The sequence below is a fragment of the Pseudomonas sp. gcc21 genome, assembly GCF_012844345.1.
Classification (GTDB): Bacteria; Pseudomonadota; Gammaproteobacteria; order Pseudomonadales; family Pseudomonadaceae; genus Halopseudomonas.
In genome coordinates, this window is sequence record NZ_CP051625.1 from 676,119 (window position 1) to 690,600 (window position 14,482).

At 58.8% G+C, this 14,482-nt stretch carries 15 protein-coding genes; 2 read left to right on the plus strand and 13 right to left on the minus strand.

The window, feature by feature from the left end; all coding sequences use genetic code 11:
- Positions 1-81: 81 nt before the first annotated feature.
- On the minus strand, positions 82-1,410 hold the full coding sequence (locus tag HG264_RS03240; RefSeq protein ID WP_169406304.1) for a deoxyguanosinetriphosphate triphosphohydrolase: 1,329 nt from the start codon (positions 1,408-1,410) through the stop codon (positions 82-84).
- A 126-nt stretch (positions 1,411-1,536) separates the two neighbouring features.
- On the opposite strand from HG264_RS03240, the gene HG264_RS03245 reads away from it, so the two are divergent.
- Positions 1,537-1,800, plus strand: a complete 264-nt coding sequence (locus tag HG264_RS03245; protein WP_169406305.1) for a glutaredoxin family protein — start codon at positions 1,537-1,539, stop codon at positions 1,798-1,800.
- A 2-nt stretch (positions 1,801-1,802) separates the two neighbouring features.
- Positions 1,803-2,255: a YcgN family cysteine cluster protein gene (locus HG264_RS03250; protein WP_169406306.1), complete on the plus strand. Its 453-nt coding sequence runs from the start codon at positions 1,803-1,805 to the stop codon at positions 2,253-2,255.
- Between the two features lie 132 nt (positions 2,256-2,387).
- On the opposite strand, the gene HG264_RS03255 is transcribed toward HG264_RS03250, so the two are convergent.
- From HG264_RS03255 to metG, 12 genes are all read right to left on the minus strand, one after another.
- Complete coding sequence (locus HG264_RS03255) at positions 2,388-3,155, minus strand: VacJ family lipoprotein (RefSeq protein ID WP_169406307.1); 768 nt, start codon at positions 3,153-3,155, stop codon at positions 2,388-2,390.
- The gene (locus HG264_RS03260; RefSeq protein ID WP_169406308.1) at positions 3,148-4,446 is read right to left on the minus strand and encodes a serine/threonine protein kinase; all 1,299 of its coding nucleotides are present in this window, start codon (positions 4,444-4,446) and stop codon (positions 3,148-3,150) included. Before HG264_RS03260 ends, HG264_RS03255 begins: the two co-directional genes overlap by 8 nt.
- 132 nt (positions 4,447-4,578) lie before the next feature.
- Entirely contained in the window at positions 4,579-4,797 is a 219-nt protein-coding gene (locus HG264_RS03265; RefSeq protein ID WP_169406309.1) for a DUF2061 domain-containing protein, read from the minus strand.
- A gap of 221 nt (positions 4,798-5,018) precedes the next feature.
- Positions 5,019-5,198: a PA3496 family putative envelope integrity protein gene (locus HG264_RS03270; RefSeq protein WP_169406310.1), complete on the minus strand. Its 180-nt coding sequence runs from the start codon at positions 5,196-5,198 to the stop codon at positions 5,019-5,021.
- A gap of 108 nt (positions 5,199-5,306) precedes the next feature.
- The gene (gene nth / locus HG264_RS03275; RefSeq protein WP_169406311.1) at positions 5,307-5,942 is read right to left on the minus strand and encodes an endonuclease III; all 636 of its coding nucleotides are present in this window, start codon (positions 5,940-5,942) and stop codon (positions 5,307-5,309) included.
- Position 5,943: 1 nt separating this feature from the next.
- On the minus strand, positions 5,944-6,657 hold the full coding sequence (locus tag HG264_RS03280) for an electron transport complex subunit E (RefSeq protein ID WP_169406312.1): 714 nt from the start codon (positions 6,655-6,657) through the stop codon (positions 5,944-5,946).
- Positions 6,650-7,303, minus strand: coding sequence for an electron transport complex subunit RsxG (rsxG, locus tag HG264_RS03285; protein ID WP_169406313.1), 654 nt, complete (start codon positions 7,301-7,303; stop codon positions 6,650-6,652). The genes HG264_RS03280 and rsxG overlap by 8 nt, the downstream gene beginning before the upstream one ends.
- Position 7,304: 1 nt before the next feature.
- Positions 7,305-8,372 carry an electron transport complex subunit RsxD gene (rsxD, locus tag HG264_RS03290; protein ID WP_169406314.1) on the minus strand — a complete coding sequence of 356 codons (1,068 nt, stop codon included), beginning with the start codon at positions 8,370-8,372 and terminating at the stop codon, positions 7,305-7,307.
- The gene (gene rsxC / locus HG264_RS03295) at positions 8,372-10,741 is read right to left on the minus strand and encodes an electron transport complex subunit RsxC (protein ID WP_169406315.1); all 2,370 of its coding nucleotides are present in this window, start codon (positions 10,739-10,741) and stop codon (positions 8,372-8,374) included. Before rsxC ends, rsxD begins: the two co-directional genes overlap by 1 nt.
- A complete protein-coding gene (gene rsxB / locus HG264_RS03300; RefSeq protein WP_169406316.1) occupies positions 10,738-11,322 on the minus strand; it encodes an electron transport complex subunit RsxB in 585 nt (194 codons plus the stop codon). The genes rsxC and rsxB overlap by 4 nt, the downstream gene beginning before the upstream one ends.
- A 2-nt stretch (positions 11,323-11,324) precedes the next feature.
- Positions 11,325-11,909, minus strand: a complete 585-nt coding sequence (gene rsxA, locus HG264_RS03305) for an electron transport complex subunit RsxA (RefSeq protein WP_169406317.1) — start codon at positions 11,907-11,909, stop codon at positions 11,325-11,327.
- A gap of 153 nt (positions 11,910-12,062) precedes the next feature.
- Complete coding sequence (gene metG / locus HG264_RS03310; RefSeq protein ID WP_169406318.1) at positions 12,063-14,114, minus strand: methionine--tRNA ligase; 2,052 nt, start codon at positions 14,112-14,114, stop codon at positions 12,063-12,065.
- Positions 14,115-14,482: the final 368 nt, after the last annotated feature.

Below are 14,482 nucleotides of genomic sequence, written 5' to 3' on the forward strand. Positions count from 1 at the left end.
GGCACATGTCGGCCCGACTGGCACGGCCAAGTTCCCCTCTTTGCAAAAGGGGGGCTAGGGGGGATTCGGGTTTGCCGCCGGTTACCCGGGATTTATCCCGCGAATCCGCGCCGCGATATCTGCTGCATACAAATCGGTCATCCCGGCGATGAAGTCGATGACCCGCATATAACTGCTATACAGATCCCAGTCCTGACGCGGTGCGTTGTTGCCCATCAGGTCGAGTATGCGTTCATGCTTGAAGCTGAGATGCGAGCCGGTGTGTAGTTCATTGACCGCGCCGCAGAAGGCGTCCAGCAGCGTTTCCAGCGTGCTGTAGGCGCCAATCTCATGCAGCGTTTTGCGCTTGTCCTGGAATATCTTCTTGCGCGCGATACTTTTGGCTTCCAGCACGCAGTGGCGCGCCCTGGCGGGCATATGCTCAACCAGGTCGCCGGGCAGTTTGCCAGCGAGCAGAGCAGGTTGCTGCTCAACGAAAGCTTCGGCGGCGGCATTGACCAGATGTTCAATTGCCTTGCCCCGCAGTATCGCCAGTTTGCGGCGTGTTGAATCCATGGGGCCGAGCTGGCGGTAGGTTTCCGGCAGGTCGTCACCGACCAGGTCCAGCAGCAGTCCCTCTACCTCGGAATACGCCAGCAGCTCCATTTCCAGGCCGTCTTCCAGGTCGATCAGTGCGTAGCAGATATCGTCTGCCGCCTCGACCAGATACACCAGCGGATGCCGTGCCCAACTGTGTTCATCCTGCGCGGGCAGGCCGAGCTTGGCGGCGATTTGTTCGAGAAGCGCGAACTCACCCTGATAGCAACCGAACTTGTGTTTCTTGTAGCCGGGACTGTCAGCGTACCGCGAGGTCCACGGATACTTCAGATAGGCGCCGAGCGTGGCGTAGGTAAGGCGCATGCCGCCCTCGAACTGGTGATACTCCAGCTGCGTCAGAACCCGGAAACCCTGGGCGTTGCCCTCGAAGTTCAGAAAATCCAGTTTTTGTGCGTCGGTCAGCGGATCCAGCCAGCCCTGATTCTCGGCCTGGTGAAACCAGTGCCGGATAGCATCCTCGCCGGAGTGTCCGTAGGGCGGGTTACCGATATCGTGAGCCAGGCAGGCGGCCTGGACGATAACGCCGATGTCTGCGGGTTCGCACCATTCGGGTAACTCCCCACGGAGCATCTCGGCGACGCGCATACCGAGCGAGCGCCCGACACAGCCGACCTCCAGGCTGTGAGTCAGGCGGGTATGGATATGGTCATTGCTGGAGACTGGGTGAACCTGGGTTTTCTTGCCTAGCCGGCGAAAGGCGCCGGAGAAGATGACCCGGTCATGATCCTTGTGAAAGGGCGTGCGCCCGAGTTCATCCGAGCTTGCGGCTGGTTTGCCGAGGCGTTCCCGGCACAGCAGTGTTTCCCAATCCATTCCGTTCTCCCCGTATTTGCCCGGAGTATGTGACATGCCCGCAGGACTGCCAAGCGTCGGCGGAGATTTAGCGCGCCGGCAATCCGGAGTAGAATAGCCGGCTTTGCCATAATTCCCGGAACTGTCATGTCTTCTGCGCTGACCATCACTCTGTACGGTACCACCGCGTGTCATCTATGCGAGGCCGCGGCTGCGCTATTGCAACCCTTTGTCGGCAATGGCGTGCGGGTTAACGAGGTGGATATCACCGAAGACCCGGCGTTGATGGAGCGCTACCAGCTGCGTATCCCTGTTCTCAAACGTGAAGACACCGGCGATGAGCTCGACTGGCCGGTGAGTTTCGAACAGCTGATCCTGTGGCTGTCCGATGTGATCGGCGAGGAGGCCTGAGCATGGCGGAGCGCGTTAGAGACTTCTGGAAGCGCAAGACCCTCGCCGAGATGGATCAGCAGGAATGGGAGTCATTGTGTGACGGCTGCGGTCTGTGCTGTCTGCAGAAGCTTGAGGACGAGGACGACCCCGCCGCTATCTATTACACCCGGGTGGCGTGCAAGCTGCTGGATCGGGACAGTTGTCAGTGCAGCGACTATCAAAACCGGCGCAAGCAGGTACCCGATTGCATTCAATTAACGCCCAAGGACGCCAAAGACTTCGGTTGGCTGCCGCCAACCTGTGCTTATCGACTGGTCGCCGAGGGCGATGATCTGCCCCCGTGGCATCATCTTGTGTGCGGTAACCGCCAGGCGGTACACCAGGTCGGCGTCTCGCAGGCGGGGCGTATGCTCGCCGAAGGGGCCGTAGACGAAGACGATTGGGAAGACCACATCATCTTTCGGGTGGGCTAGGGTTTCCACAGGGACGTGGCAAAGCAGAGCTGGCTTGTATTCGCCCGGCCGGCCCTTTCTGGCCCGTCAAGCCGGCTTGCTGTCACACATCATCAGAGCCAGGCACCCGAGGGTACCTGGCGCTGTCCCTGATTACTGACTGATCTGCAGCTCGCGCAACTTGGTGTACAGATAGCGGACCTGGTCGTACTCGAACGGGCTGTCCAGCGCACCATAACGGAAGGGTGTCCGGTAACGCAGGTCAACGGCCTGGAGTCCGTAGGACCATTTGTGCTCGTTCTTGTGCTCGCGGTTATTGAGGAAATCGACCTCATCCTGAATGGCCCAGTCTCCCAGGCGCCCTGTGCCGTCACGCAGCGAAGAGGGCCCCAGGAAAGGAATGACCAGATAGGGGCCGGGCGGTACGCCGTAGGTCCCGAGCGTCTGGCCAAAATCCTCCGATTCCTGCGGCAGCCCCATTGCCCTGGCTACATCGAATATTCCCAGAACCCCGAGCGTCGTGTTCAGTAGCAACCGCGATGTAGTACGCGCGCTCTTCTGAATGCGGCCCTGCGCAAGGCTGTTGGCCAGGTTGGATACGTCGCCCAGGTTGCTGAAAACGTTCGAAACGCCGGTGCGAAGGAAACGTGGAGTGGCCCAGACATAGCCGCGAACGACTGGTAGATACACATACTCGTCGAAGCGTGCGTTGAAGCGGTATACGCGACGGTTGAAGCCTTCGATGGGGTCATGCACCTTCAACGCGCGCAAGCTTGAGCGCTCGAACTGGTATTCGGTCGCTTCGCGATTGATCTCCAGTGTCTCCAATGGATCTCGATACTGCGGGGCGTTGGCGGTCTGTGCCTGGACACTGGTGGATGCCAGCAGGGCGAATGCAGTTGCTGCTGCGAGCTTATTCATTATCAGTGGCCTCCACGAAGGAAAGAATGCGCGCCACGACGTCCTTGTGCTGTAGATTGCCGCCGTGCCCGCCCCGTGGATAGATGAATGCCCGTTCGCCGAAAAGCTCCGCAAGGTATTGGTAATTTTCCCGGGTCAGAATGAAGTCGTCCGCATTGGTCACCATGGCGATATCCCGGTTGTCGCGCAGATAGTCTTCAATGCTGCGCAGACTGGATTCCTGCGACATGTCTTCAATGCTCTGGTCAGCGTTGCGTGTCTGCCAGTCCGGATACAGCTGGGTCTCCATATAGCATCTGAAATTGCAGAACAGTGCCTGGCGCAGGTAGGGCGTCAGCGAGGTACTGACCTTGAGCTTCTCATCGACCGGGACGTAAAGGCCGCCGCGGTTGATCACATCCGACATGAAGCTAAGATCAGCCGCGGCGAAGCGGAATACCGCGCCGATCAGCATGGCCAGTTCGGCATCGGTCAGGGCTTCATCCGAGGCCTGGATCTCGGCAAACAGCCCAGCCTGAACGTCGATGGTGCCGCGCTTGGCGTAATAGCGTGAGAGTTTGTCGAAGATGTGTTCGTAGAAGTTATCGGTGCCGTCCACGCCTTCAACGCGGGTATAGGGCAGGGCATCCAGGCGCGTCACCGAGGTGTAAAGGTCGACGGGCGGGTTCAGTAGAACGATTTTCGAGAAATCGAACTGGCCAAGCTGCTGATCCAGCTCGCCTACAAACGCAGCGTTCAGGGCGCCGAGGCTGAAGCCGGCCATATGGTATTCGGTGATCTCGATGCCCTTGGTTTCGCGGGCTTTCTCCACTGCCATGGACATGGCGGTATGCAAGTCACGCGCATCGCGCCGGCCCAGACCGGGCAGGCCGGAACGTGATGCGGCGGCTATGAAATCATGGTTGGTCGGGGAAGACAGAACAATCACGTGCATGCCGGCTTGCCAGAACACCCGCTTCAGATAGTCCATGCGGGCCGTATCGAAACCGGAACCGGTACCGGCAATCAGAAACATCAAAGGGGCCGGCTCATCCTGCCAGGCAAGTCTGAAATCAAGCTCGTCAAACCCCGAAAGAACAGGTGGGAGCGCGCGGTCAGGCAACACCCGAACGGACAGATTGTCCTGTTGAACATCTACTTCGGCGGGAACGGGTGCTGCCTGCTGCGGCGGCGTACTGGCGATGGTCGCCATGAAGGCGTTTTCTTCGCTGTAGCTGAAATCCTCAGCCTGGGCGGCGCAATGTCCAAACAGCGCAATGCTCAAAGTCGCGGTTGCTATGATTCTTTTCATATTTCCTTCCGGTTGAATGCGCCGACTATAACCCGAACGAGAGCCTCGAATGCGTCCTCTTTCGGTCAGGCTGTCGTCGTTTCGTCCTGCGTTGCGAAACGTCAGCAGACCCTGGGCCAACCGGTATGTTGATCAGGCATGCATCATCGGCTGAGAGGTCCTCTCCCTGCGCAACAGCTTGCGATATTCAATCCGCTGCCAGAGCCGTTCATGGAAGTAATAGGCAACAGTATTTACAGCAGGTTCAACAAGCGCAACCGCGCCACCCAGCAACCAGCTGCCGGTCATGGCATAGACCACGCAAAATGCGATGGAGAAATGCATTAGCGCAAAAGTAGCTGTCTTGACCATGGTGTACCTCGAAATGAATAAGAATCATTCTTAATGAGGTGATACTAGGGGCTGTCGGCCGGACAAGCAAAAAGAAAACAATAATCTTCGCGATTGATTTCGCTAATTGGCGGCAGGAGGGTCAATAGGTCGGAGCGAGGCCAGAACGGCCGATGATAGCGGCCGTCATCGACGCGCTTGCAAACAAAAACGGAAGGGGGATAAGCCCTTCCGCCTCGGTTTTATTCGAAGTCGTAATCAGTCAACTGTTTCTGCAGTCTGCGTTCCTCAAGATAATTATCGATCAGACGGCGTTTGGTCAGACTTGCCTTGGAGTTGGGCGCTGAGTCAGCCTCTGGCGCGTCATCCTCTTCAACAAAATCATCATCATCCAGTTCCAGTTCAACTTTCGCTTTAGCCATGACTCAACTCCACTATGAAGATGCCATTTGCGCACCTTATAGCGGCTGGCCGCGATCAGCGGAAATAGAATTTTTCAATCAAAACGCGCAAAAATATCGAATTGCCCGCTAGTCCTCAGTCTTTGCCTTGTATTCACACAGGTCTTCGATGAGGCAGCTACCGCATAAAGGCTTTCGCGCCTTGCATACGTAGCGGCCGTGCAGGATCAGCCAGTGGTGCGCATCGACGAGAAATTCCTTGGGCACATGCTTGAGTAGCTGCTTTTCTACCTCGACTACGTTCTTGCCCGGCGCGATGCGCGTCCGGTTGCTGACCCGGAAGATATGGGTGTCCACAGCCATTTCCGGATGCCCAAAGGCAGTATTCAGAACCACGTTCGCCGTCTTGCGCCCGACCCCGGGCAGGGCTTCGAGGGCGGCGCGATCCTCCGGAACCTGCCCGCCGTGCAGATCGATCAACATTTTGCAGGCAGCGATCACGTTTCGAGCCTTGGTGTTGTACAGGCCGATGGTCTTGATGTATTCCGACAGGCCGTCCACGCCCAGGGCATAGATGGCTTCAGGGGTGTTGGCGACTGGAAACAGCTTGGCGGTCGCCTTGTTCACGCCTACATCGGTGGCCTGTGCCGACAGCGTGACCGCCACCAGAAGCTCGAAGGGCGTACTGAAGTTCAGCTCGGTGGTCGGGTTGGGGTTGTCTTCACGCAGCCGGCGGAAAATTTCGTAGCGTTTGGCTTTGTTCATTCTAGCTAATCGTTCCGGTCACCCGCACGCGTTTGCCACCGGCTGTTGGCTGCGCAGCCTGTGCCGCGGCACGCTCTGCTACCCTGGCGTCGATGACGTTCTTCAAAGCGATCAGCAAGCCCATGAAGACAAAGGCACCTGGTGGAAGAATAACGAAGAGCACTTCCTTGTAATTCGGGAACACCACGACGCGCCAGTCCGCTGCGAACGGTCCCAGCAGTAGGTCCATACCGCTGAACAGCGTGCCGTAACCGACCAGCTCGCGCAGTGATCCCAATACCAACAGCACCAGTGCAAAGCCGAGCCCCATCATGAAGCCGTCGAGTAATGAGGGCAGCACTGGATGCTTGGCCGCGTAGGCGTCCGCGCGGCCCAGGATGGCGCAGTTGGTCACGATAAGCGGAATGAAAATACCCAGGATCTGGTACAGCTCGTAGGTGAACGCCTGCATCAACAACTCGACGCAGGTGGTCAATGCGGCAATGATCATGACGAAGGCGGGCAATCGCACCGCATCCGTCACGGCGCTGCGGATGATCGATACGGCGAGGTTCGAGCCAGTCAGTACCAGAATGGTCGCCAGACCCAGACCGAGCGCGTTCACTGCAGTGCTGCTGACGCCCAGCAGCGGACACAGGCCGAGCAGTTGGACCAGCCCGGGATTGTTATGCCATAAGCCGTCAGCGGTAATGTCAGAAAATCGGGTGCTAGCCATTGGCAGGCTCCTGGTTGGACAGCTCAAGCAGGCTGTCGCGGTTTTCATCGAAGTATTGCAACGCGCGGTAGACGGCCTGAACCACGGCGCGCGGTGTGATAGTTGCCCCGGTGAACTGATCAAAGGCACCACCGTCCTTGCGCACACCCCAGTTCTCCGGGGCTGGCATGCTCAGGCTTTTGCCGTCGAAATTCAGGATCCACGGGCTCTTGGCAACCTCGACCTTGTCCCCCAAACCCGGGGTTTCCCGGTGATTGAGAACCCGCACGCCGGCCAGCTCGCCGTCAGCACGAATGCCGACCAGCAAATCGATACGTCCGCTGTACCCGTCCGGTGCAATCACCGGCAGGATGACTGCAACGACTTGCCCGTCCTGCCTGCCGCGATAGGCTTCAGCGGGGCCGCGCAAATTCAGAAATTCACGGTCATCCACCATGAAGGTGTCGTTGAGCATGTCATTGTCATGCTGTTCGGCAGGCAGGATCTCGGTCAATGCGCTCATCTGCGCACGACGAATTTCTTCAGCAATGCGGTCAGCGGTGCTCTGCTGCGTCACGGCAATCAAGCCGACGGTGACCATCGCGAAGATCCCGAGGATGATGCTATTGCGCAGCACTGAGTGACCGGCTGTGGCTGGATTTTCCATATCAGTCAACCTTGCCCATGCCGCGCTCGGCCTTGCGATGGCCATAGGTGCGCGGAGTGGTGTAGTAATCGATAGTCGGGGCGGCGAGGTTCATCAATAGCACCGCAAAGGCCACCGCGTCGGGATATCCGCCCCAGGCGCGAATGATATAGACCAGCAAACCGACACCGATGCCGAACACTACGCGGCCCAGTTTGCTGGTGGCGCAGGACACCGGATCGGTAACGATGAAGAACGCACCGAGCATGGTCGCGCCGCTGAGCAGGTGAAACATGGGCGAGCCATTCGAGTCAGAACCGCTACCGCCCCAGAACAGCAGGCTCATGACTGCCAACGTACCCAGCATGCCCAGCGGCGCATGCCATGACACAACGCGTTTGTAGATCAGCAACAGACCGCCAGCCAGATAGGCCAGGTTGACCCACTCCCAGATATTTCCACCCAGCGTTCCGAACACCGGTTGGCTGGCAGCCAGTTCGTTGACGGTCAAGCCGCTGTTGGACTTGAGGATGTCCAGCGGTGTGGCATGCGCCCAACCGTCAACCGCCTGGGCAGAAAAGCCAAACACCTGACGGAGGGCGTCAATAAGACCAAGCGTGGCGGAGACGTCGGGGATGCTCTGCTCGATGCCGCGCCACGCGGGCCAGGAGGTCATTTCGACCGGAAAGGATATAAGCACCACGGCGTAGCCGAGCATCGCCGGATTGAACGGATTCTGCCCCAATCCGCCGTACAGCTGTTTGCCAAATACAATAGCGAAACTCGCGGCGATTGCGACCAGCCACCAGGGCGCCAACGGCGGTAATGCGAGTGCCAGTAACCAGGCCGTTACCAGTGCACTGCCGTCCGTGACAAAGAACGATACCGGCCGCTTGCGTAGCTTGAGGATCAAGGCCTCAACGCCGAGGGTGACCACGCTGGCCAGAAGGATATTGATCAGCGTGCCGAAGCCGAAGAACCAGGTCATGGCCAACACGCCGGGCAGCGTCGCCGCAACCACCCAGAGCATGATGGTCTGGGTGCGGTTGTTACCCCGTGCATGGGGCGAGGTCATGCGAACCAGCGCCATCAGTCAGTCTCCTTGCTGGCTCTATGTTCGGCCAGCGCCTTGGCGGCCGTGTTCAGCGCTTCTTTGGTGCGATCCAGCTCAGCCTGCGCCGAACTTATATCGGCGCCGGCTTCCTGCGCCTGCTTGAACGATTGCTCGGCTTTTTTAAAGGCTGCTTTGGCCATGGCCAGCTCGGTTTTGCGCTGACGCGTTGCTTCATCGATGGGTTTCTTGTCGACTCGCTCACGCTCCGGTACAGGCTGGCTGGTATTGGCCTCCGCCTGTTCGAGCTTTCTCAGCGCCTCGGTCAGTACATCCCGGCAGCGTTCGACTTCTTCCTGTAACGCGGGGTCATCCAGATTATCAGCCTGGGCGCGTTCGGCTTTCTTCAGCGCGGCTTTGGCCATGGCTGCGTCGAGCTTGGCTTTCTTCAGGTTCTCGTCCACCGGTTTCTTTGTTGCGGTTTCCTTGGGCAGGCGCGCTTCGGCTACGGCGACTTGCTCGCGCAGGGCGTAGATTTCCTTCTCCTGCTCCTCGGTGGGCGTATCGCCGGTAGCGCGCTCAGCTTTTTTCAGACTGGCGCGCAGCATCGCGGCTTCAATCTTCAGCCGTTTGGATTCGTCATCCGCAGCGGCCGAAGGTGCCGGCGTGGTTTTAACCGAGGCTTCGCCGAGGCTGGCATCAAAGCGCTGCTGCGCCTCGCGCCAGGCCTGCTCAAGTACCGGAACCTGCGCTTTCAGCTCTGCATTATCCGGGTTGGCGGCAACCTGCTTCTGCGCCTTCTTTAGTGCCATTTGTGCCGTAGCGGCGGCAATCTTCAGCTGCTTCTGCTCGGCGTTGAGGCCCGCGGGCTTCTGCGCTGTGACACGGGCAACGTCCGGCTCGGCGGGAGCGGCTGTGTCAGGCGAGGCCGTACCGGCTTCCTTGGCGGCTTTCATGCGGGCAGCCTTGTCAGCACGGGCCTTGCGGTCGGCTTCTTTCTGCTCGGCCTCGCGTTGCAAGCGCTGCTGGCGTTGCTCAAATCGCTGCTTGGAATGCTCGGCCTTGTGCTGCTGCAGCTCAAGCGCACGAATTTCGGACTTGGCTGCGCGGTAATACTGCACCAGCGGAATGCTGCTGGGGCACACGTAGGAACAGCAGCCGCATTCGATGCAGTCGAACAGGTTGAGACGTTCAAGCTGGTCGTATTCCTTGCCCAGTGCAAACCAGTGCAGCTGTTGCGGCAATAGCATTGCCGGGCAGGCTTCGGAGCACAGACCGCAGCGTATGCAGGGCTGTGCAACGGGCGGTGGCGGTAATTCTTCCTGCGTGCCGGCGAGCAGGCAGTTGCTGGTCTTGATGATCGGCGCGTCCATGCTTTGCAGGGTAAAGCCCATCATCGGGCCGCCCATGACCAGTCGATACAAACGGTCCGGTTGCAGACCGGCAAATTCGAGCAGATCGCGGATGGGAGTGCCGATCAACGCCTCGACATTGGTCGGATGCGTCAGTGCTTCGCCGGTCAGCGTGGTGATGCGCTTGATCAACGGCTGGCCCAGGAGCACCGCATCGTGAATAGCCAATAGCGTGCCGATGTTCTGACAGACCATGCCGATATCGGCGGGCAGCCCGCCGCTGGGTACTTCCTTGCCGGTCAGAATCTGGATCAGCTGTTTCTCGCCGCCGGACGGATATTTGGTTGGAAAGGGCACGATGCGTATATCACGCTCACCAACCGCTTCCCGCATCGCAGCGATGGCTTCAGGCTTGTTGTCTTCAATGCCGACCAGCACTTCCTCAGGACGCAGGATGTGCATGAGGATTTCGATGCCGGCGACGATCTCAGCGGCCATGTAGCGCATCGCCGTATCGTCTGCGGTGATGTAGGGCTCGCACTCGGTGCCGTTGATGATGAGCGAGTGAATCTTCTGCTCCGGTCGCGCATTGATCTTGACCGCCGTCGGAAAACCCGCTCCGCCCAGGCCACTGATGCCCGCCAGCCGGATAATCTCCAGCAGGGGCGCTGCTTCCAGCGCTCGGAAATCCTTGATCGGCTCGAGGTCAGTCCATTCGTCGCGGCCATCACTTTCCAGCGTTATCGCCCATTCCTCCAGGCCGGAGGCGTGGGGGTAGGGCGCAGGCCCGATGGCAGTGACGGTCCCGGAAGTCGGTGCATGCAATGGGCAGCTGACCAGACCATTGGCCTCGGCCAGAAGTTGTCCCTTGCGTACTCTGTCGCCAACGCTGACGACCGGTTCGGCGCGTGCACCGATATGCTGCTGTAGCGGAAGTATCAAACGCGCCGGCAACGGCGCGATTTCGAGTCCGTTGGCCGTGGACTGATGCTTGTTTTCAGGCGGATGAATACCGCCGGGAATATCCCAGATCTTGATCGGCGTAGCTCGGGTCATGCGGCGCCTCGCTGGGCATCAGTAGCGATCAGGGTTTTGCCAGGCAAGGGATAATCCCACTTCCAGTTTTGCGGCGTAGTCGGCAGCGGCAACATGTCGATGCAGTCCACCGGGCAGGGTTCGACGCACAGATCGCAACCCGTGCATTCGTCGACGATGACGGTATGCATCTGTTTAGCGGCCCCGAGGATCGCGTCGACTGGGCACGCCTGAATGCATTTGGTGCAGCCGATGCATTCGGCTTCACGGATATAGGCAACCATGCGCGGTTTTTCTTCGCCGTGTTCGGCATCCAGCGGCAGCGGTTCGACGTCGAGCAGGTCAGCCAGCGCCTGGATGGTGGCTTCGCCACCGGGTGGACACTTGTTGATTGGATCGCCGCCATTGGCGATGGCCTCGGCGTAGGGTTTGCAACCGGGGTGGCCACACTGACCGCACTGCGTTTGCGGCAGCACAGCATTGATCTGATCGACAATCGGATCCCCTTCAACCTTGAAACGGATCGCGGCGTAGCCGAGGATCGCGCCGAATATCAGCGCCAGGCCAAGCAGTACAAGAATGGCAGTAACGACGATGCCCATGCTTATAACCTTATGAGTCCAGTGAAGCCCATGAACGCCAGGGACATCAGGCCAGCGGTGATCATGCCAATGGCCGCGCCGCGGAAAGGCGTCGGAACGTCGGCGATGGCGATGCGCTCACGCAAGCCCGCAAACAGGATCAGAATCATCGAAAAGCCGATCGCTGCGCCGAGGCCGTAGAAGGCTGATTTCATGAAGGTTTGTTCGGCGCGGTTGGTATTCAAGAGCGCTACGCCGAGCACGGCGCAATTGGTAGTAATCAACGGTAGGAAGATGCCCAGCACGCGATAGAGCAGGGGGCTGGTCTTGTGCACCACCATTTCGGTGAACTGCACCACCACAGCGATCACGAGGATAAAGGAGATGGTGCGCAGAAACTCCAGCTCGAAGGGCACCAGAATGTACTGGAACGTCAGATAGCTGAGAATCGACGCCAGCGTCAGTACGAAGGTCGTTGCCATCGACATGCCGATGGCCGTTTCCAGCTTGCCGGACACGCCCATGAACGGACAGAGTCCGAGAAACTGCACCAGTACGAAGTTGTTGACCAGTATGGTACTGACCAGGATCAGGGCAAATTCCGTCATGTCATCTAACCGTGTTTGAAGTCGCTGGGAACATTGATCAAGGACACCTATAGCGCTATGGCCGCTGCCTTTCGTCGCCCGAACCGAGCGCAACAACCGGCCAACAACGCCAATCTCACCCTTCCAGCTTCCAGCTTCCAGCTTCCAGCCATTTTATTTGACCCGCTGCCCCGGTTTGGCGCCCGCATCGGGACTGAGCAGGTAGATTTCTCTGCCGCCGGGGCCAGCTGCCAGCACCATCCCTTCGGATACGCCGAACTTCATCTTGCGCGGAGCCAGGTTGGCCACGTACAGCGTCAGCCGGCCTTCGAGTTTGCTCGGGTCGGGATAAGCGCTCTTGATACCCGAAAACACGTTGCGCTTGGCGTCGCCGATATCCAGCGTCAGACGCAGCAGTTTGTCCGCGCCTTCAACGAATTCGCATTTCTCGATCAGGGCGATGCGCAGATCAACCGCAGCAAATGCATTGAAATCGATTTCCTCGGCAATCGGTTCCTTGGCCAGCTCACCATTGCCCGTCGAAGCCTCGGCTTCGGTAGCTGCTCCCAGATCTTCCCTGGAGGCTGCAATCATGGCGTCGATTTTCGCCGGCTCGATCCGCGTAAGCAACGGCTTGAACGGGTTCAGCTGGTGATCGGCGAGCTGTGTTTGGTGGCTGTTCCAGGTCAGCTCAGGCACGTTGAGGAAGGCTTCGGCGTCAGCGGCAAGGCGTGGCAGAACGGGCTTGAGGAAAATAACCAGCTGACGGAACAGGTTGATGCCCAGCGAGCAGATCGCCTGAACTTCGTCCTGCTTGCCTTCCTGCTTGTTCAACGCCCAGGGCGCCTTGTCAGCGATGTAGGCGTTGGCCTTGTCAGCCAGCGCCATGATGTCGCGCATGGCGCGGGCAAAATCACGCTTTTCGTACGCATCGGCAATGCCGGGCGCAGCGGCGGCAAAGGCGTCGGTCAGCTCCGGTGCGGGATTGGCCGCAACCATTACGCCGCCGTTGCCCTTGTGGATGAAACCGGCACAGCGACTGGCAATGTTGACGACCTTTCCGACCAGGTCGGAATTGACCTTCTGGACGAAGTCTTCGAGGCTCAGATCCAGATCTTCCACACCGCGTCCCAGCTTGGCTGCGTAGTAGTAACGCAGATACTCGGGCGACAGATGTTCGAGATAGGTCCGCGCCTTGATAAAGGTGCCGCGGGACTTGGACATCTTCTGTCCATTGACCGTCAGGTAACCGTGTACGTTGACCGCCGTAGGCATGCGGAACCCCGCCCCTTCGAGCATTGCCGGCCAGAACAGGGTATGGAAATTGATAATGTCCTTGCCGATGAAGTGGTACAGCTCAGCGGTGGAGTCGGCGCCCCAGTAGGCATCAAAACTCAGTTCCGGGCGGCGCGCGCACAGATTCTTGAAACTCGCCATGTAGCCGACCGGTGCGTCCAGCCATACGTAAAAATACTTGCCGGGCTCGCCGGGGATCTCGAAGCCGAAATAGGGCGCGTCCCGGCTGATGTCCCATTCCTGCAGGCCGGAATCCAGCCATTCGGAGATCTTGTTCGCTACCGACTCCTGCAAGGCCCCGCTGCGGGTCCATTGCTTGAGCATGTCGGAGAAGTCCTGCAAGCGGAAAAAGAAATGCTTGGAGTCGCGCAGCACCGGCGTAGCGCCGGAAATAGCCGAACGCGGATCCTTCAGTTCGGTGGGCTCGTAGGTGGCACCGCATTTCTCACAATTGTCGCCGTACTGGTCTTCGGCAGCACACTTCGGGCAGGTGCCCTTGATGAAGCGGTCGGCCAAAAACATCTTCTTCTCGGGATCGAAGTACTGGGTCACCGAGCGCGTGCTGATATGGCCGGCTTCTTTCAACCGTTCGTAGATAAGCGAAGACAGCTCGCGGTTTTCTTCCGAATGCGTGGAATGATAATTATCAAAATCGACCAGAAAGTCGGCGAAATCGGCTGAATGCTCCGCCTTCACGTTATCAATCAGCTGTTCAGGCGTGATGCCTTCTTTTTCCGCTCGCAACATGATTGCGGAACCATGGGCATCGTCTGCGCATACATAAATGCACTGATTCCCACGCAGCTTCTGGAAACGCACCCACATGTCCGTCTGAATGTACTCGAGCATATGCCCCAGATGGATCGAACCATTGGCATAGGGCAGGGCGCTGGTTACAAGAATCTGGCGTTGGCTGGCATTCTGAGACATGGGCGTTTGGGTACTTTCCGGTTAGCTGATGAAAGGGGTGCGATGATAGCAGAAGGGGGCGGGCGGGGGTATGGATCAGGCAAGACGCTGCCGGCTGTGTGCGGGTTAGTAATACCCGCAATGCTGTTATATGTTCGAAGCCGGCAAGGGACGCCATCGACTCGCCCGCCTAGCGGCAAGGACAGCCGTTTCCTGTCTCACGATTGCGCTATCAAGGCACGCCTATGCCCGTTGAAAACGGGTAGGGCGGTAGCGCGCCCAGAGCTTTCATGCGGCTGAGGGGGCGAAACGGACCCTGGTCCCTCGTAGGAATCACGAAATGTGGAAGTCATGCGATTACGGTGCCGGCGGCATCATTGGTTGTAGAT